Source organism: Nostoc sp. (assembly GCF_036917235.1).
Classification (GTDB): Bacteria; Cyanobacteriota; Cyanobacteriia; order Cyanobacteriales; family Nostocaceae; genus Nostoc.
The window spans coordinates 72299-90417 of sequence record NZ_JBALDU010000069.1 but is presented as its reverse complement, the minus strand read 5'-3'; the positions used below and the strand labels follow the sequence as shown (position 1 = coordinate 90417).

The 18119-nt window shown below is 43.3% G+C and carries 16 protein-coding genes; 13 read left to right on the top strand and 3 right to left on the bottom strand.

From position 1 onward, the window contains the following. Window positions 1–267: 267 nt before the first annotated feature. Entirely contained in the window at window positions 268–525 is a 258-nt protein-coding gene (locus V7K44_RS20695; RefSeq protein ID WP_334933856.1) for a hypothetical protein, read from the bottom strand. 40 nt (window positions 526–565) lie between these two features. Here V7K44_RS20695 and V7K44_RS20690 point away from each other — a divergent pair, with 40 nt between their 5' ends. The 8 genes from V7K44_RS20690 to V7K44_RS20655 all read left to right on the top strand — a co-directional run bounded on the left by V7K44_RS20690 (window position 566) and on the right by V7K44_RS20655 (window position 11014). Further along, window positions 566–805, top strand: coding sequence for a helix-turn-helix domain-containing protein (locus tag V7K44_RS20690; RefSeq protein ID WP_334933854.1), 240 nt, complete (start codon window positions 566–568; stop codon window positions 803–805). A gap of 4 nt (window positions 806–809) precedes the next feature. Next, complete coding sequence (locus V7K44_RS20685; protein WP_334933852.1) at window positions 810–3944, top strand: PAS domain S-box protein; 3135 nt, start codon at window positions 810–812, stop codon at window positions 3942–3944. After that, window positions 3941–4417, top strand: a complete 477-nt coding sequence (locus V7K44_RS20680) for a response regulator (protein ID WP_334933850.1) — start codon at window positions 3941–3943, stop codon at window positions 4415–4417. Before V7K44_RS20685 ends, V7K44_RS20680 begins: the two co-directional genes overlap by 4 nt. Beyond that, window positions 4417–6384 carry a hybrid sensor histidine kinase/response regulator gene (locus tag V7K44_RS20675; RefSeq protein WP_334933848.1) on the top strand — a complete coding sequence of 656 codons (1968 nt, stop codon included), beginning with the start codon at window positions 4417–4419 and terminating at the stop codon, window positions 6382–6384. Before V7K44_RS20680 ends, V7K44_RS20675 begins: the two co-directional genes overlap by 1 nt. 766 nt (window positions 6385–7150) lie before the next feature. Continuing rightward, the gene (locus V7K44_RS20670; RefSeq protein ID WP_334933846.1) at window positions 7151–8377 is read left to right on the top strand and encodes a pentapeptide repeat-containing protein; all 1227 of its coding nucleotides are present in this window, start codon (window positions 7151–7153) and stop codon (window positions 8375–8377) included. Between the two features lie 197 nt (window positions 8378–8574). Further along, a complete protein-coding gene (locus V7K44_RS20665) occupies window positions 8575–10104 on the top strand; it encodes a YifB family Mg chelatase-like AAA ATPase (RefSeq protein WP_334933844.1) in 1530 nt (509 codons plus the stop codon). Window positions 10105–10223: 119 nt separating this feature from the next. Further along, the gene (locus V7K44_RS20660; protein ID WP_334933842.1) at window positions 10224–10601 is read left to right on the top strand and encodes a hypothetical protein; all 378 of its coding nucleotides are present in this window, start codon (window positions 10224–10226) and stop codon (window positions 10599–10601) included. Then, on the top strand, window positions 10598–11014 hold the full coding sequence (locus tag V7K44_RS20655; protein WP_334933840.1) for a type II toxin-antitoxin system VapC family toxin: 417 nt from the start codon (window positions 10598–10600) through the stop codon (window positions 11012–11014). Before V7K44_RS20660 ends, V7K44_RS20655 begins: the two co-directional genes overlap by 4 nt. Here V7K44_RS20655 and V7K44_RS20650 read toward each other — a convergent pair. After that, window positions 11009–11659, bottom strand: coding sequence for a type I restriction endonuclease (locus tag V7K44_RS20650; protein WP_334933838.1), 651 nt, complete (start codon window positions 11657–11659; stop codon window positions 11009–11011). The two genes, V7K44_RS20655 and V7K44_RS20650, sit on opposite strands and share 6 nt — an antisense overlap. A 236-nt stretch (window positions 11660–11895) precedes the next feature. Here V7K44_RS20650 and V7K44_RS20645 point away from each other — a divergent pair, with 236 nt between their 5' ends. The 4 genes from V7K44_RS20645 (at window position 11896) to V7K44_RS20630 (ending at window position 16087) form a co-directional block, all read left to right on the top strand. Next, window positions 11896–12912 (top strand): YihY/virulence factor BrkB family protein, encoded by a 1017-nt coding sequence (locus V7K44_RS20645; RefSeq protein WP_334933836.1) that lies wholly within the window; start codon window positions 11896–11898, stop codon window positions 12910–12912. Between the two features lie 185 nt (window positions 12913–13097). Continuing rightward, window positions 13098–13649: a DUF421 domain-containing protein gene (locus V7K44_RS20640; protein WP_334933834.1), complete on the top strand. Its 552-nt coding sequence runs from the start codon at window positions 13098–13100 to the stop codon at window positions 13647–13649. Window positions 13650–13700: 51 nt separating this feature from the next. Next, entirely contained in the window at window positions 13701–14996 is a 1296-nt protein-coding gene (purB, locus tag V7K44_RS20635) for an adenylosuccinate lyase (protein ID WP_334933832.1), read from the top strand. A gap of 554 nt (window positions 14997–15550) precedes the next feature. Beyond that, window positions 15551–16087: a DUF4126 domain-containing protein gene (locus V7K44_RS20630; RefSeq protein WP_099101151.1), complete on the top strand. Its 537-nt coding sequence runs from the start codon at window positions 15551–15553 to the stop codon at window positions 16085–16087. Between the two features lie 136 nt (window positions 16088–16223). Here the strand turns inward: V7K44_RS20630 and hemH are convergent, their stop codons facing one another. Then, window positions 16224–17390, bottom strand: coding sequence for a ferrochelatase (gene hemH, locus V7K44_RS20625; RefSeq protein WP_334933830.1), 1167 nt, complete (start codon window positions 17388–17390; stop codon window positions 16224–16226). A gap of 93 nt (window positions 17391–17483) precedes the next feature. On the opposite strand from hemH, the gene V7K44_RS20620 reads away from it, so the two are divergent. Beyond that, window positions 17484–18107: a class I SAM-dependent methyltransferase gene (locus V7K44_RS20620; protein ID WP_334933828.1), complete on the top strand. Its 624-nt coding sequence runs from the start codon at window positions 17484–17486 to the stop codon at window positions 18105–18107. Window positions 18108–18119: the final 12 nt, after the last annotated feature.

Genomic DNA, 18119 nt, shown 5'->3' with positions numbered 1-18119 from the left:
TCCTTCCATCACAATTGCTCAAAGATTTCTCTCTAATGATATTGACAAACTTCTTGCCCTTGTGGAATGAATCAGCCCTGCCTTATAAAGGGGGGTTAGGGGGGATCTAGAAGTGCCTAAAATTACAGCTAACCACTTTTAAAACATCCTCTTAGCAAAAAACAAGAATTTAGTAGACCAAATTAAACTCATTCTTATGGCGATCGCACAACCATCCTACGGTAAAATCTTCAACTACCCGAACATTGGAACACTTAAGTTTCCCCTTTAGATACTGAAACTTGAACCTCTGAGCATCATCGCCGAACCTCTGAGCATCATCGCCGAACCTCTGAGCATCATCGCCGAACCTTTGAGCATCACCGTTGAACCTTTTAGCATCGCCGTTGAACCTTTTAGCATCGCTGAACCTTTTAGCATCGCTGAACCTTTTAGCATCACCGTTGAACCTTTGAACTCAAACGGTTCACTTCGAGACGGAAACAGAGAAAATATTACCTGAGTAAGAGACAATGAATAAGACATCTGTCCTACGCTAATTATCCTATGGGGATAAAACACAGAGATGTCTCTAACAAAGCGGCTGGAAATTTTAGATTTAATTCGGGAACTTCGTCAGCAGCTCAATCTTTCTCAGAAACAGTTTGCTGCTAAAGTAGGAGTTTCCTTCAAAACAGTCAACCGTTGGGAGAATGGGCATACAGTCCCTTCACGGATAGCGCTAAAACTAATAGAAGAAATGTTACGGAAGATGGGTGAACCCGGACAAAGACTGCTAAATCAGTATTTTCCAGAAGCAGAGTAGGGTTATGAGTCGTAAGGCGAGGGCATCTGAATCCCAAAACATCTTTTCTGGCAATAGAGACAAGGGCCCATTCATCCGGGAGAAACTCCGGCACTATGGTGTTGCCTTCCTATCCGTTGCCTTAGCACTGCGGGCAACTCTGCTACTCAATCCATATCTCACTTCAACGCCTGCGGCACTGTTTTTTGCTGCGGTGATGGTGAGTGCCTGGTACGGAGGCTTAGGACCAGGGTTATTTACAACTCTTTTGTCTACTTTTGCAGTTAATTACTTCTTTTTTAAGCCACTCCATCCGCAGAACATTACAAATCCGAATATTGTAGTTCCCTTGGTAGTGTTCATGCTGACAGCAGGGTTAATCAGCTGGCTTAACGAATCAAACCGCACAGCCCAACGGCAAGCTGAGGCGAACCTGAAGTCACTACGTGAAAGCGAGGCCCGGTTTGGTCGCTTAACAGAATCCAATATTATTGGGATGATTGTGGCCGATCTAAACGGCTTAATCATTGAAGCCAATGATGCCTTTTTAAAAATGCTCAATTATACCCGCGAGGATTTGCGCTCTGGTCGAATCCGCTGGGGCGAGATTGTTCCACTCGAATATATCGAGGTGAGTGAGCGAGGGATTCAAGAACTGACAATTACTGGGAGTTGTAAGCCCTTTGAGCAGGAATACATTCGCAAAGACGGCTCTCTAGTTCCTGTTCTAATTGGCTTTGCTAAACAGGGAGATCGGACAATCATTGGTTTTGTTCTCGACTTAAGCGAACGCAAACAAGCCCAAGCAGAAGCCCAGCATCGCGCCCGCCAAGCAGAAGAAGCTCAGAGCATCCTGCAAATGCTCCTAGAACACGTCCCAGAGGGAATTACTATCACTGCTGGCCCCCCTGATTTCCCAATCATCGCTAACAGCAAACTCGCGCAAAAACTTTTGGGCAGACCGAGTGAATCTCTCGTTGGTATGTCTTGTGAATCTTATATTCAGCTCTACGGTTTGTTCTTGGCTGATGGTGTAACGCCCCTCACCTTAGAGCAACTACCTTTATACCGTGCTACGCGCTATGGAGAAACGATCTGCGATGAAGAATGTATCATTGAACGTCCAGATGGTACTACAATTACAGCGATCGCCAATGTCGTCCCAATTCGCGATTCCCAAGGTGAGATTATTGGTGCCATAGATTGCTGGCGTGATATCACCAACCGTAAGCTCATAGAAGAAGCACTGCGGCAACGAGAAACAGAACTTCGTTTAATTACAGATACATTGCCAGTTCTGATTACCTTTGTAGATTCAGAACAACGCTACCGCTTCAACAACCGAGCATATGAAGAGTGGTTTGGGCATTCGACGGTAAAAGTTTATGGGAAGCATCTTTGGGAAGTATTGGGTGAATCCGCTTATGAAGTGCTTCGTCCTTATGTGGAACAAGTACTAGCAGGAGTGCAGGTTACTTTTGAAAGTGAAGTTCCTTATGAAGATGGTGGGACACGTTACATTAATGCCATTTACGTTCCCCAGTTTAATAAAGAGGGAATCGTTGAAGGGTATGTGGGGTTAGTCACCGATATTAGCGAACAGCAAGCTGCGCTACGCGATCGCGATCGGGCAGAAACTGCGTTGCGCGAAAGTGAATTACGCTTTCGCCAGATGGCAGACACCGCTCCCGTACTGATTTGGATGTCCGGCACTGACAAACTTTGTAACTACTTTAATAAACCCTGGCTAGATTTTACTGGGCGGACTCTGGAGGCAGAGATGGGCAACGGGTGGGCTGAAGGTGTTCATCCTGATGATTTTCAGCGTTGCTTAGATACATACACTCATGCTTTTGATGCCCGACAAAAATTTCAAATGGAATATCGCCTCAGACACTGTGATGGCGAAGATCGTTGGCTTTTAGATACTGGTGTGCCTCGGTTTGCACCAACGGGGGAGTTTCTTGGCTATATCGGCTCTTGTGTTGATATGCACGATCGCAAGTTGGCAGAAGAAGCGCTACGTGACAGTGAGGAACGGTACCGAATTTTAACAGAAGTCTCACCACAGGCTATTTGGATGGGCAATAGCGATGGTGGTATTACCTATTGCAATCAACACTGGTTAGATTTCACCGGACTGACAATAGAGCAGACCACTGGCTATGGCTGGATTTCTGCCATTCACCCCGATGACCGCGATCGTGTCTTTAAAAGTTCGATGCAAGCTATTGCTAACGCTACAGACTACGAAATAGAAATTCGCTTTCGTCGAGTTTCTGATGGTAGCTATCGTTGGCATATTGTCCGGGGTTTACCATTTCGAGATCAAAGCGGACAAATTATCAAATGGGTGGGCATCGCCAGCGACATTCACGATCGCAAGGTTGCTGAAGCCGCCTTGCAACAACTCAATGAAATGCTAGAGCAACGAATTCAAGAGCGCACTGCCCAACTCGAAGCCGCCAATAAAGAACTCGAATCCTTCTCTTACTCAGTCTCTCACGACTTGCGGGCACCACTGCGCCACATCGCCGGATTTGTAGAATTGCTTCAGAAACGGCATAGCTCAACAAGTTTAGATCAAACGAGTCAGCGCTATTTGAAAATAATTGCCGAAACTGCCAAACAGGCAGGAATACTGATTGATGAATTGCTGACTTTTTCTCGGATGGGGCGCACCGAAATGCGCTACATCAACCTCAATATGGAGGAATTGGTACATGAGGTAAAACGCGATTTAATTGCAGAAACCCCAGGACGCACAATCCATTGGCAGATAAAACCACTGCCAGAAGCGCAGGGCGATCCCTCCATGCTGCGGCTGGTGCTTCGTAACCTGATAGGCAATGCCGTAAAATATACCCAGACTCAAAACCCAGCAGAAATTACTGTTGGAAGTATTGACAATGAAAACGAAGTTGTCTTTTTTGTACAAGATAACGGCGTAGGCTTTAATATGCAATATGTACACAAGCTATTCGGAGTATTTCAACGTTTGCATAGCGACCCACGATTTGAAGGTACTGGTGTTGGATTGGCAAACGTGCAACGCATTATTCATCGGCATAATGGTCGAGTTTGGGCAGAGGCTGTAGTTGACAGTGGCGCCACCTTTTATTTCTCGCTGCCTAAATTGTCCCAGAAGGAGAGTGAATGAAAGAACTGAAGCGAATTCTGCTAATTGAAGATAGTGCCAATGATGCAGAGTTAATCTTAGCCGCCTTGTCAGAAAACCATCTCGCCAATGAAGTAGTGGTGGTACGTGATGGCGAAGAAGCATTAGATTATCTTTATCGCCGGGGGTTGTTCCGGTTGCGAATGGAAGGGTATCCTGTTGTCGTGCTACTCGATTTGAAACTGCCTAAAGTTGATGGACTAGAAGTGCTGGCACAACTCAAATCTGACGCTGTAATGCGAGTGATTCCAGTGGTGGTACTGACCTCTTCTCGCGAGGAGCCTGACCTAGTTCGCTGCTACGAGTTAGGGGTGAATGCTTATGTTGTCAAACCAGTAGATTACCATGATTTTGTCGATTCTATTAAGGGTGTCGGCTTGTTTTGGGCAGTGATCAATCAGCCTCCCGTTGGTGCTTTACCGCCAGCGCCTCATCCTCAAAAGGAGAGCAACTGATGAATGTCCTCCGTTTCCTGCTTTTGGAAGATAGCCTGTTAGATGCAGAGCTAGCCCAAGCGATGTTAACTGAAGGGGGAATTAATTGCGAACTGCTCCGAGTCGAAACCGGTGCTGATTTCCTAGCGGCTTTGGAAACAGAGGCTTTCGATTTAATTCTTGCCGATTATGCTTTGCCCTCTTTTGATGGAATTTCTGCCTTGGAAATTGCCCGGAATCGTTGTCCTGAGATTCCTTTTATCTTTGTTTCTGCTGCACTGGGTGAAGAATTGGCGATTGAAGCTTTGAAGAACGGTGCAACCGATTATGTATTAAAGCAACGACTAGGGCGGTTAGTTCCCTCGGTGCAACGGGCATTGCGGGAAGCTAAAGAGCGGCGTGAGCGCAAGCAAGCAGAGGAGTCTTTACAGAAGAGTGAAGCCAAGTATCGCCGAATTGTTGATACTTCTTATGAGGGAATCTGGATGATTGACTCTGAAACCCGAACAGAGTTTGTGAATCAGCGGATATCTCAGATGTTGGGTTATCCGGCAGCAGAAATACTCGGTCGTTCTATATTTGATTTTATGGATCTGGCTGATCGTACAGCCGATGAAGAGAAACTGGAGTGGTTCAAAGGAGAAGAGAGCGATCTCAAAGAAGGGCGATTGCGCTGCCTGGATGGTTCGTACATCTGGACACTGATTTCTGCCAGAGCGATTTTGAACGAACAGGGTGAGTGCTTAGGTGCGATCGCTATGCTAACTGATATCACCGATCGCAAACGCAGCGAATCAGAACGCGATCGCCTTTTGCAACTAGAGCAAACAGCTAGGGCGGAAGCTGAAGCTGCTAACCGCATCAAAGATGAGTTTTTGGCGGTACTTTCTCATGAATTGCGATCGCCCTTGAATCCGATTCTCGGTTGGGCAAAACTATTGCAGAGCCGGAAATTTGACGAGGAATCGCTCAACAAAGCACTGAAAACTATTGAGCGCAATGCCAAATTACAAGCTCAATTAATTGAAGACTTACTAGATGTTTCTCGCATCCTCCAAGGCAAACTCAGCCTCAACACAATCCCAGTGGATCTGGTATCCACCATTGAAGGTGCAATAGAAACAGTGCATTTGGCAGCAGAGGCTAAAACTATTCAGATTGAGACAATGCTCGATCCAAGCGCGGGGAAAGTTTTGGGCGATTCAGCCCGCTTACAGCAAGTTTTCTGGAATCTTCTATCGAATGCCGTCAAGTTTACTGAGACTGAGGGAAAAGTAAATGTGCGATTGGAGCGCATCGACGCTCAAGCGCAGATTACCGTCAGCGATACAGGTAAAGGCATTCACCCTGACTTTTTACCTCATGTATTTGATTATTTCCGTCAAGGTGACAGTACAACAACTAGAAGATTTGGTGGATTAGGGTTAGGTTTAGCGATCGCTCGTCACTTGATCGAGATGCACGGCGGAAGGATTTGGGCTGAAAGTCTTGGCGAGGAGCAGGGAGCGATGTTCACAGTTAGGTTGCCGCTAATCAAGGACGGTGCAAACATCAGAGATGACACAAATACTGATTCCTCAACTGCCGCTTTTTCCTCCTTTCCCCTCATGGGTTTACAAGTGCTGGTTGTGGATGACAATGATGATACCCGCGACTTTTTTAGCTTTGTGCTGGAACAGTTTGGTGCGATCGTCACCGCAGTCGCATCAGGATATGAAGCATTACAAGCGCTAACCCAGTCAAAGCCAGATATCTTACTCAGCGATATTGGGATGCCAGAAATGAACGGCTATATGCTGATCCAACAGGTGCGGACTCTAGAAGCAAAAGTCGGGGGAAAAAAGATGCCTGCGATCGCTCTGACTGCTTATGCAGGCGAAATTAATCAGCAATACGCACTAAGAGCAGGATTTCAACAGCACATTGTTAAACCTGTAGCACCAGAGGAATTGCTCGTGGCAATTTCTAACTTAGTCCAATCTACTTAGGGTTGGCGATCGATCTGAGCAATTAGATGAACTGGCTTAAGGTTACAGATTTTAAACTATTGTTCACAAGTAATACCAATTTGAAAAAAGAATACGACAGATACATATTCCCAAACCTTTGTTCTGTCTGTCTTTCTTATTTTTGAATTTTGAATTAGTATAATATGGTCTTTTTAATTGCCTAAAATACTCCGGGTAATCCAGAAAAATGTTGTGCCCCAACACCATGTTGATATAAAAAGTTTATTCTCTTGTCAAAAATTTATCTCGCCCTATTGACAGTACTTTTCAAGTAATTGAACTACACTACTTTTCATTCCCCGTCTGGATCGTGGGCTAAATACCTGAAAATTTTTATCGAAACAGAATTCAGAGTCAGGAGCCAGAAAACAGACATGAATTTTGTGCGACTGGTGGATGAATCCACTGATTCATTCTGACTTCTGAATTATTCTTCAACAAACATGAGTGAAAAAGAGTGTAGAGATGTAGCAGTACTAAGTCTCTACAAGGTTTCTGGCTACAGCATATTTAATTTCACTAGATATCTAATCATTCGTGAATAATCAGATCCCTGGCTTCTCTAGAAAGTCAATGGTCTTGTTCTTTATAAATAATTCAGGATTTTTATATAGATAATTTTTATATAGTGGATTTAAAGGTTCGCCAATTTTATCCGTGTTTGTACTCTATCATAACTTTACGGATACTCTTAGAATCAACCTAAATTTACTTCCGTAAGGAGTCGGATATGAAGACTTATGACATGTCTTTCATAAAGACCAATGGACTCACGACTTTGTTGGCATTTGTCTCAGTTATATTTATTTTATCATTCACTCTAATTATATTATTTTTTGAAAACATTCAAGGATTTTCAAATCAAGAAAAAATTGAATACATCACTCAAGCATTAACAACGATTGCCATAATTATTGGGGGATTGGCATTAATTCTTAATGCTTACTATACCTCTAGACTCTCTCTGGATGAGAATCACAGCTTGTTAACGCAACTCCTGGCTGGAACAATAGCTTGGGATAACAATATCGTAAATTGTATCAATCAGACACCAATAGCTCCACAAGAAATTGTTTCTGAACGCTTTTCTAAAGCAATTGAACAACTGGGAAATGAAAAGATTGAAACGCGATTTGCCGCAATTTATGCTTTAGAACGAATTGCCAAAGATTCTCCGAAAGATCATTGGACAATCATGGAAATCCTCGCTGCTTTTATCCGTGAGAATGCCCCAGTGAATAGGGAATATGAGGATGAGTCGCTGCAATCATCAAAACTTCCTACAGATATTCAAACAGCCTTAACTGTCATTGGCAGACGCGATTCATCTAAAGATCCAGTCAATCAGAAACTCGATTTACGCAATACAGACCTCTGTAATGCAGACTTAACGGAAGCTAACCTCTCTAAAGCAATTTTCGTCGGGGCTAACTTGCAATGGGTCAATTTTACCAGAGTAAACCTCTCTGAAGCAGACTTATCTGTTACCTGTCTTTGTGGCTCAATCCTCTATGAAGCCAACCTGCAAAAAGCAATCCTCCCAGAAGCCAATCTTCAAGGCGCAGTTCTCAGAAAAGCGAACCTTTCCCAAGCCATCCTTTACGATGCCAACTTGGAAGGCACAGTTCTGTGTGATGCCAACTTAACAGGAGCAGTTCTTTGTGATGCCAACTTGGAAGGAGCAATCCTTTGTGATGCCAACTTAGAAGAAGTCAACTTTGAGGGTAGCAATCTCCAAGATACAAACCTAATTGGCAGTAACTTGCAAAGAGCAAAACTCGCTGGCGCTAATCTAGACAGTGCATTATTGAGTACAGCTAACCTCCAAGAAGCTAATTTCCAAGAAGCTAATCTCTGTGGAGCAAACTTGAGTGGCTCGGAAAATGTAGAATCACAGCAGATTGAACAGGCAATTGGCGATCGCACAACAATTCTACCGGAAAATCTGAAAATACCCCAACATTGGCGGTAACGCGATGTGCAACTTACAACAGTTTTCATGTATTTGATCCACATTTGTCATAGTTGCAATTCATGAATTGCCCCTACTGCGTGGTCTAAATACCTGAAAATTGCTGTAATTGAGAAAAATCGTCTATGTAGTTTCACTAATGCCAATCTACCAATTCATCTGCTAGAGATGTCTATTGGTTTACTGTTATATAAGCAATGCTTGCTAGAGTCTGGAGTGCATCAATTGTGGGCATCGATGCCGTAAAAGTAGGCGTGGAAGTCGATGTGTCAGGGGGATTACCGGGAATTGTTGTCTTGGGGCTTCCAGATTCAGCGATTCAAGAATCCAGAGAAAGAGTCAAAGCAACTTTGAAAAATACTGGCTTTGCTTTTCCGATGCGTAAAATAGTCATTAATTTAACTCCGGCAGATTTACGCAAAGAAGGCCCCTGTTTCGATTTGCCTATTAGTGTGGGAATTTTGGCGGCTTCTGAGCAAGTTAGCGCTGATTTGTTGGGGGATTATCTATTTTTGGGTGAAGTCTCTTTGGATGGCAGTTTACGTCCCGTGGCTGGTGTATTACCGATCGCAGCAGCAGCCCAAAAAATGGGAATTGCAGGTTTAGTTCTCCCTGCTGATAATGCCCAAGAAGCGGCGGTAGTTGAAGATTTGGCTGTTTATGGCTGCAAGCATTTGTCTGAGGTGGTGGATTTTTTAAATAATCCAGGGCGTTACAAACCTGTGCAGATAGATAGTACAACACAGACAACAACAGTATCCTACCCTGGCGCAGATTTGCATGATGTGAAAGGACAAGCTCATGGGCGTCGTGCTTTAGAAATTGCTGCGGCTGGTGGGCATAATCTCATTTTTGTCGGACCGCCTGGTAGTGGAAAGACTATGCTAGCAAGGCGCTTACCGGGAATTTTACCGCCGTTGAGTTTTGCCGAATCTTTAGAAGTGACTCGCATCCATTCGGTAGCTGGTTTATTGAAAAATCGTGGTTCATTGGTACGCGATCGCCCTTTTCGCAGTCCCCACCACTCAGCATCCGGGCCTTCTCTAGTTGGCGGTGGTAGCTTCCCTCGTCCTGGAGAAATATCATTATCTCACAGAGGTGTGCTTTTCCTTGATGAACTGACAGAATTTAAACGAGATGTTTTAGAATTTCTGCGCCAACCTTTAGAAGATGGCTACGTCACAATTTCCCGCACCAAATTATCGGTAATGTTTCCCGCGCAGTTTACTTTGGTGGCGAGTACGAATCCTTGTCCTTGCGGTTACTATGGCGATACGATCCAACAATGTACTTGCTCTCCCCGCCAACGCGAGCAATATTGGGCAAAACTTTCTGGGCCGTTGATGGATCGAATTGATTTACAAGTTGCAGTGAATCGCTTGAAACCAGAAGAAATTACCCAACAACCGACGGGAGAAACATCAATATCGGTACGCGAACGAGTTCAACAAGCAAGCGATCGCGCAATTACCCGTTTCCAAGGAGAAGCAAATCTGCGTTGCAATGCCCATTTGCAAAGTAGTCATCTCCAAAAATGGTGCAAGTTAGACGATTCTAGCCGCAATTTATTAGAAGCAGCAATTAGAAAATTAGGTTTATCGGCAAGAGCAAGCGATCGCATTCTCAAAGTAGCACGAACTATTGCAGATTTAGCAGGAGAAGATGAGCTAAAAACCAATCATGTAGCGGAAGCAATTCAATATCGCACAATTGATAGAATGCAGTAGAAATCTTGTTATGATGCCTTAAGTCTGTTAAGGGTTGATACAGATACTTTGTGTTACCAGCAGCTAGAACAGCAAGGCTAAAGCTATGATTTTAATAAATAAGTGAGAGTCCAAACTTTATGGAAATCAATACTTTAACAGAATCACAGACCACAAGTTTAAAAGTCAATATTTTGGTGGAAACTAGAGAAGATGGTCGCGTGATCGCATCTATCTTGGAACTTCCACAGTATCGTGTCGAAGTAGCAACTCGTGAACAGGCACTCCTGCTACTGAACCAGCTTTTAGTTCAAGATATGGAAAAAGTTGAAGTCATTCCGATGGAAATCAAATTGCCTCAAACTGAGCAATCTCAAAAACCTTGGATGAAATTTGCAGGAGTATTTAAAAATGATCCAGACTTTGACATAGTTCAGCAGTATATTCAAGAATATCGTCAAGAATTGGATGCTACTGAGAATGCGGCAGATTCTGGTACGCAGAGGGAAGCAAGTTGAGTCTTTGGATTCTTGATACTGATAGCGTTTCTCTTTTCCAGAGAGGAAATTTAGAAATTGCTCGTCGCTTAAACCTTGTTGACGCTAGCGAAATAGCGATTTCAATTGTCACTGTCGAGGAACAGCTTCGTGGACGATTTCAAGTTATTCGCCGAGCAAATCCTAATGATTTAGTTTCGGCTTATGAGAAATTACAGGTGACATTTGATAGTTTGAAAAGCTTCAATGTCTTAAAATTCACTGCTGAAGCACAGAAACTATATACAAATCTACTCCATCAAAAGATTAAAGTTGGTCGGCAGGATTTACGGATTGCTGCTATCACTCTTTCGGTAAATGGAATTTTGGTCACACGGAACAATCGGGGCTTTTGTCAAGTACCCAATCTAGTTTTGGACAATTGGACTTTATAAAGCCCTAGACGTAGGAGAAATTAACTGACCAATACGCTTGAGAATTTGCAAAACGGCGTACAGTTCTCTCGCGGATGCAAACGGAGCAAAAACTCTTGACAAATCGTACTGTGGTGTATTTGTTTGCGTCACTTTAACAAATAAAATATCGTCTCCATTCGTCACCATTCCAAACACAGGTTTACTGGGATTGGGGTTAGCCATCATATAAGCTAGAGCTTGTGGTACAGCCGACCAAACTGAGAGCGTAGTTTTTTTCGACTCCAACACCATCACCCACAACTGATCTTGTAACACTAAAACATCAATCCGTCCGCGCAGTGTCTCCTCGCTATCATCCAGAATTAGTTCCACGGATGATTCAGCCTTAATTCTGAAAGGAGGATCGTAAAATCCAGAGAGTGCAAGTATTGGTGACACCAGCAACAAGATGACCGTCCCTTCTAGTAAATCACCTCCGGCACGGTGATAAAGATACCTGCGCCGCACGACATCCACAGAGGCTTTTTCCGCTTCCGTAATTTCAGACAATCCCTCATACCACTCTGGGAAAAATTTCTCGTCTTCAACACGGACAAAACCAAATCGATTTTCTGCATCCTCAAGAGTGGTAATCGCTTCTGTAATTGCTGCGGTCTGTGTCATTGCTTCTAGGTAAAAATTGCTTTTGCTATATGATAAAAATCAGCGTATCTTTAATTATCGCCAATTAGCGCCGCAGCTACGCGCGTCGTAGACATCCCATTGTCATGTCACTATAAAATTCTAAATTCCTCCCCAAGAACGCTTCACAAATACCCTTGGGAGGATGTCAAAACTCAGTAAATCAGTATCCAATATATCAGGGACTAAGCAACATCCCCTAGAAGGAGACTGATTGGATGAATTTGCAAGAAATTTGGAAGTTATTACAAGAGACATTCAAAGAATGGAGTGACGATAAAGCCTCACGGTTAGCGGCGGCGTTAGCTTATTACACGATTTTTTCCATTGCACCGTTGCTAATTATTGTAATTGCGATCGCAGGTGCAGTATTTGGAGAGGAAGCGGCAAGAGGTCAAATTGTCGGACAAATTCAAGGTTTAGTCGGGGTAGATGGCGCAAAGTTTCTCGAAACAGCTATCAAAAATGCTAACCAACCAAAGACAGGAGCGATCGCTTCGATTATTAGTGTCCTAGTTCTACTAGTGGGTGCTACAGGCTTATTTACTGAGTTGCAAGATGCCATGAACACGATTTGGGAAGTTAAACCCAAACCTGGACGTGGCATAAATAATATGATTCGCCTCCGCGTTTTGTCCTTTGCAATGGTGATTGGGATTGGCTTTTTACTTTTAGTTTCTCTAGTAATTAGTACGATATTAGCAACATTAGTAACATACTTTAGTAACCTATTGCCAGGTTTCGATTTTATCTGGCAGATTGCTAATTTAATCATATCTTTTGCAATAACGACAGTACTGTTCGGACTAATTTTTAAAGTTCTACCAGATGTCAAAGTTGCATGGAGTGATGTTTTAGTTGGGGCTTCTCTCACCTCAGTTTTGTTCTCTATTGGGAGATTTTTATTAGGACAATATTTGGGTAATGGCAGCTTTGGATCGACCTATGGTGCTGCTGGTTCACTCGTGGTAATTTTGGCTTGGGTTAACTATGCCGCACAGATTCTTTTCTTCGGTGCAGAATTTACTCAAGTTTATTCCCGAAGGCATGGAAGCGGCATAGTACCAACTAAAAATGCTGTACATATATCTGATAACACAAACTATAATGGCAAGGCTCCAAAAGAACAAGCATCAACTAATAAAAAGCCATCTTCTCGCTTTATTAATCGCTTCTTTCAGTATTTTAGAAAGCCCAAACGCTTAAAGCAGAGAAGAAAAAATCAGCGATTTTAATCATTGATTACTGGAGATTTATATTTGTAAATCTGATAGATATGGAAGTATCTAATATCCAGCCCAGTAAATTAGTTTTTATTGCTACAGTTGATAAGTAGAGTATTCAGAAATTCTGAATTCTGACTCTTTTTTATACTGGATTTTTTCCAGAAGTCTATTGAACAAGGAAAAAATCAGTGCTAATGGAAAAATGGTTTTTTATCAATTGGCAAGCAATTTTTATTCCTAGCATCAGCATCTTTGAGTTGATTATCCGCGGATCGCTAGTCTACTTAGCGCTGTTCTCAGTGCTAAGACTACTTCCTAGCCGACAATTAGGAACATTAGGAATTACTGATTTACTCGTAGTTGTGCTATTTGCGGAAGCTGCTCAAAATGCTATGGCAAGTAATTACACATCAATTACTGAAGGCGCTATCCTGGTAGGAACAGTGATTTTTTGGAGTTACTTGCTGAACTGGTTGGGTTACAAACTTCCCCAGTTCCAACGTTTCCTGAATCCGCCACCGTTGCTACTGGTAAAAAATGGTCGGATGATTGAGCGACATCTGCAACGAGAGTTAATTACAGATGATGAGTTGATGAGCAAGTTACGTCAGCAAGGTGTAGAATTTTTAGCTGATGTGAAGTTCGCGTATATAGAGGCTGACGGCAGGATTAGTATTATCATGTCGAATTCAAAAACTAGTTCCGTCCCTGAGCAAAAAGTAGCGTTAAAAAGCGATCTACATTAATTAGACATTAATTAGACTGTAAAATATGACGGTTGTATTCTGTGCCAAACTGTGATTGAGCGTTATACTTTGCCCGAAATGGCTAATCTGTGGAGTGAAGCCTATAAACTAAAAACTTGGCTGCAAGTGGAAATTGCTGTTTGTGAGGCTCAAGCTGAACTTGGTCACATTCCATCTGAAGCCGTTGAAGAAATTAAAGCCAAGGCAGATTTTGATCCAAAGCGGGTGCTGGAAATTGAGGCTGTAGTCCGCCACGATGTCATTGCTTTCTTGACAAATGTCAATGAATATGTTGGTGATGCCGGACGCTACATTCACCTGGGTTTAACTAGTTCGGATGTTTTGGATACGGCTTTGGCACTGCAATTAGTTGCCAGCCTCGATATATTGTTGCAACGTCTGGAAGATTTGATTGAGGTAATTCGCCAAAAAGCACGGGAACATCGTCATACAGTGATGGCTGGCCGATCGCACGGTATTCACGCTGAACCGATTACTTTTGGTTTTAAACTAGCTGGTTGGTTAGCAGAAGTGTTGCGACACCAAGAACGCCTGAGAATACTCCGCAAAACGATCGCTGTCGGTAAAATTTCCGGTGCAGTCGGAACTTATGCGAATATTGAACCGCGTGTAGAAGCGATCGCTTGTCAAAAACTCGGACTCGAACCCGATACGGCCTCAACCCAAGTTATTTCCCGCGATCGCCACGCCGACTATGTGCAACAATTAGCTTTGGTAGCAGCAACCATCGATCGCTTTGCTGTAGAAATTCGTAATCTTCAAAAAACAGACGTTTTAGAAGTTGAAGAATTCTTCGCCAAAGGTCAAAAAGGCTCCTCAGCCATGCCACACAAGCGGAACCCCATCCGTTCGGAACGATTGACGGGAATGGCACGACTCGTTAGAAGTCATGCCGGTGCAGCTTTAGAAAACGTTGCTTTATGGCATGAGCGAGACATTTCTCACAGTTCTGTAGAACGAGTAATTTTGCCAGATGCTTGTACTTTGACCCACTTTATGTTGTCAGAAATAACTGATTTGGTCAAAAACCTGTTGGTGTATCCTGAGAACATGAAACGCAATCTCAACTGTTATGGCGGCGTTGTGTTCAGCCAAAAAGTGCTACTTGCTTTGATAGACAAGGGAAGCAGCCGAGAAGATGCTTATGCGATCGTTCAAGAAAGCGCTCACGCCGCTTGGAATCAGCCAGAGGGAAACTTCCAAGACTTGATTAGCAAAGATCCGCGTGTTACCCAAAAATTGTCTTCGGCAGAACTAGAGGTTTGTTTCGACCCCCAGCAACATCTGCGGCATTTAGAAGAAGTTTACCAACGATTAGGTATTTAGGATTAATTCGCTTGTAGTAAGCGTTTAAGCGCTTACTACAAACCTGTTACCCCAAAAACACGCAGATATTATCAAAAAAGAAATTTCAAGTTATCGCTCTTCCATCAGTCTTCGGAAAAGCAATCGCTGCAAGGCTTACGAAACTTCGGTTTTCAGGTTTTAGCTAGATTTTTGAATTTCTATTAGAAATTGAAGAAGAATTCAGAAGTCAGAATTCAGGAGCGGAGCCGGAGACGCTCCGCCTCCGGTCAGAATCAAAACGCTCGTTCCTCGCTACCGCTACGCTATCAGTCGGGGATTCAGACCCGCCACTGAATTGCACCCCCACCAAATTTAAATTTGGTGGGGGTGCAAAAACGCCGATTATTCAGACGCTTTTTCGGTCAGAAAACATTGCTGAATTCTGACTCCTGACTCCTGAATTCTGAATTCTGTTTTGATAAAGATACCAACAAAATTTAATATTGCAATCTGTTTGATGCTCGAATTATTGCTAGCACTGGGTAGTATACATAACAAATACTTAGTTATTTATTAATATTACGAGTGCTTTAATGATTGAAATCCTAGCCACACTTTCTGCCTCTGCGGCAGCAGGAATGAGAATAGGCATACCTTTGCTAATTATTGGGTTATTGCAGGGTAGCAACTTGTGGTCACAAGTTCCAATTTTATCTCACATTTCTCCACCAATATTATTATGTTGCCTCACTAGTTGGTCATTAATTGAATTATTAGCCTCAAAAAAGCTCTGGGGGCAAAGATTGCTCCAAGTGGTTCAGTTATTCATGTCTCCCCTTGTAGGCGCAATTATGGGGTTAGGAGTCGCTACAGCAACAGCAACCCCAAACTGGCTGATTGCCATAATTGGAGGTTTATTAGCTTTGGTACTCCAGCTCGTCCAAATTGGTTGGTTCTATCGGTTACGTGGCTTACCGTTGTGGGCAGTCTTCCTTCAAGATACCTTGTGCATTGCTCTAGTACTATTTGCCTTTGATGCTCCTTGGCAAGGAGGAGTAATTGCTTTAATACTGCTCTGGTTTGCAGTTCGTAGTGCGAAACAGTGGTATGACTGGTATCGGCGGAACTAGGGATTGGGGATTGGGGATTGGAGATTGGAGATTGGAGATTGGTGATTATTCTTCCCTTGCCTCTCCTACTCCTTTTCGCCTTTCCCTCAGCTTCTTTCCCAGTCCCCAATCTCCAGCCCCCAGTCCCCAATACTCTTTACTGCAAAAGCCCAATCATGTGCAAGAAGCCGTGACCGGTAATCAGTTCTACGATTAAGGCAATAAAACCCAGCATCGCAATCCGACCATTCCATACTTCAGCACTAGTCGTCAAACCCCATTCCCAACGCTCTTGAGGGTACATCTTTACCATTTTTTTCATTTGGGCAGCTTGCGAAAGCTTGAAACTGGGGTTTCTCAGCGCATCAATCACTAATTGGGCTAGTGCATTAATAAATACTGGATGGGTATTGGGAGCAGGTACGCGGCGGAAGTTGTGAATTCCTGCTTCTTCGGCTACTTCTCGATACTCAATATCAATTTCTTGTAATGTCTCGATATGCTCTGAGACAAAACTGATTGGTACCACAACCAAATCTTTCACGCCTTCTGCGCCTAGTTCTTTGAGGGCATCTTCAGTATAGGGTTGGAGCCATTCTACTGGGCCGACACGACTTTGGTAAGCTAAGGTATGGGCATTGGGTCGATTGAGAGTCTGCATAATCAACGCAGTACATTCTTCAATTTCCACCTGGTAAGGGTCGCCTGCTTCTTCTACGTAGCTTTTCGGAACGCCGTGAGCGCTGAAGAAGATATGAACATCATCCGGGTTGGGGAATTGCTCAAGTTCTTGGGCTATGAGTTCCGCCATTGCTTGAAGATAGCCTGGTTCTTTGTACCAAGAAGGAATAACAGTGTATTCAATGGGCTGAAATTTTGGGTCTTCACGCCAAAGCTTATCTAAAAGCCGGAAGCTGGAACCACTGGTACTGATAGAAAACTGGGGATATAGTGGTAATATTACCAGGTGTTCTACCTTATCTTGGGTAATCTGTGCGATCGCCTCTTCTGTATAGGGATGCCAATAACGCATTCCCACGTAAATATTAACTTCTTGCCCCAAAAAACCTAACTGTTCTTTTAAAGCTTCCCCTTGGGCTTCTGTAATCCGCCGCAATGGGGAACCACCACCGATTTGCTTATAATTTTCTTGAGATGTTCTGGTTCGCCGCGTGGCAATAAACCAGGCTAGGGGCTTTTGCAACCAGCGAAATGGTAGGCGAATAATTTCCGGATCGGAAAATAGATTGTACAAAAACGGCCCGACATCTTCTAGCTTATCAGGGCCACCGAGATTGAGTAATAAGACGCCTACACGACCCATAGCAGTTACTTTCCCCCAATCTTTTCAGGTTTTTTACTAATGTTAACAATATATCTTTATTAAATATAAAGCTTAATAGCAAGGAAATATGCAATGGCAACAATTTTAAGAGATTGGAGTTACCGCTATCAGTGGTTATATGATGGTATCTCTCGTTTAGCAGCCTTAAGTGTAGGTGGTGAGGCGCGTTTTAGGCAACTTGCTTTGCAAGGCTTAACAATTCACTCAGATTCTCAGGTTTTAGATTTATGTTGTGGGAGTGGTCAAACAACGGAGTTTTTACTAAAAACTTCACAAAACGTAATAGGATTGGATGCTTCACCTAAGTCTTTGCAACGAGCGCGGCTAAATGTACCGGAAGCTTCTTATGTAGAAGCTTTTGCTGAAGAGATGCCATTTGCAGATAATTTGTTTGATGTGGTGCATACCAGCGTTGCATTACACGAGATGCAGCCTCAGCAATTACGAAAAATTATTAATGAAGTTTATCGAGTGCTGAAGCCAGGAGGAGTGTTTACGCTGGTGGATTTTCACGCTCCGACAAATCCGATATTTTGGCCTGGGATATCGGTGTTTTTGTTGTTGTTTGAGACAGAAACAGCTTGGGAATTGCTGAAAACTGATTTAGCTGAGTTGTTAGCTAAGACTGGCTTTAAAGTGAGTAAGTCTACTTTATATGCAGGTGGGAGTTTGCAAGTGATACAGGCGAATAAGTGAACAATACTACTT

Bases quoted from the DNA above. Each gene is read 5' to 3' on its own strand.
- V7K44_RS20695 (WP_334933856.1), bottom strand. From the start codon at position 525: ATGTCTTATTCATTGTCTCTTACTCAGGTAATATTTTCTCTGTTTCCG.
- V7K44_RS20690 (WP_334933854.1), top strand. From the start codon at position 566: ATGTCTCTAACAAAGCGGCTGGAAATTTTAGATTTAATTCGGGAACTT.
- V7K44_RS20685 (WP_334933852.1), top strand. From the start codon at position 810: ATGAGTCGTAAGGCGAGGGCATCTGAATCCCAAAACATCTTTTCTGGC.
- V7K44_RS20680 (WP_334933850.1), top strand. From the start codon at position 3,941: ATGAAAGAACTGAAGCGAATTCTGCTAATTGAAGATAGTGCCAATGAT.
- V7K44_RS20675 (WP_334933848.1), top strand. From the start codon at position 4,417: ATGAATGTCCTCCGTTTCCTGCTTTTGGAAGATAGCCTGTTAGATGCA.
- V7K44_RS20670 (WP_334933846.1), top strand. From the start codon at position 7,151: ATGTCTTTCATAAAGACCAATGGACTCACGACTTTGTTGGCATTTGTC.
- V7K44_RS20665 (WP_334933844.1), top strand. From the start codon at position 8,575: ATGCTTGCTAGAGTCTGGAGTGCATCAATTGTGGGCATCGATGCCGTA.
- V7K44_RS20660 (WP_334933842.1), top strand. From the start codon at position 10,224: ATGGAAATCAATACTTTAACAGAATCACAGACCACAAGTTTAAAAGTC.
- V7K44_RS20650 (WP_334933838.1), bottom strand. From the start codon at position 11,659: ATGACACAGACCGCAGCAATTACAGAAGCGATTACCACTCTTGAGGAT.
- V7K44_RS20645 (WP_334933836.1), top strand. From the start codon at position 11,896: ATGAATTTGCAAGAAATTTGGAAGTTATTACAAGAGACATTCAAAGAA.
- V7K44_RS20640 (WP_334933834.1), top strand. From the start codon at position 13,098: ATGGAAAAATGGTTTTTTATCAATTGGCAAGCAATTTTTATTCCTAGC.
- V7K44_RS20630 (WP_099101151.1), top strand. From the start codon at position 15,551: ATGATTGAAATCCTAGCCACACTTTCTGCCTCTGCGGCAGCAGGAATG.
- hemH (WP_334933830.1), bottom strand. From the start codon at position 17,390: ATGGGTCGTGTAGGCGTCTTATTACTCAATCTCGGTGGCCCTGATAAG.
- V7K44_RS20620 (WP_334933828.1), top strand. From the start codon at position 17,484: ATGGCAACAATTTTAAGAGATTGGAGTTACCGCTATCAGTGGTTATAT.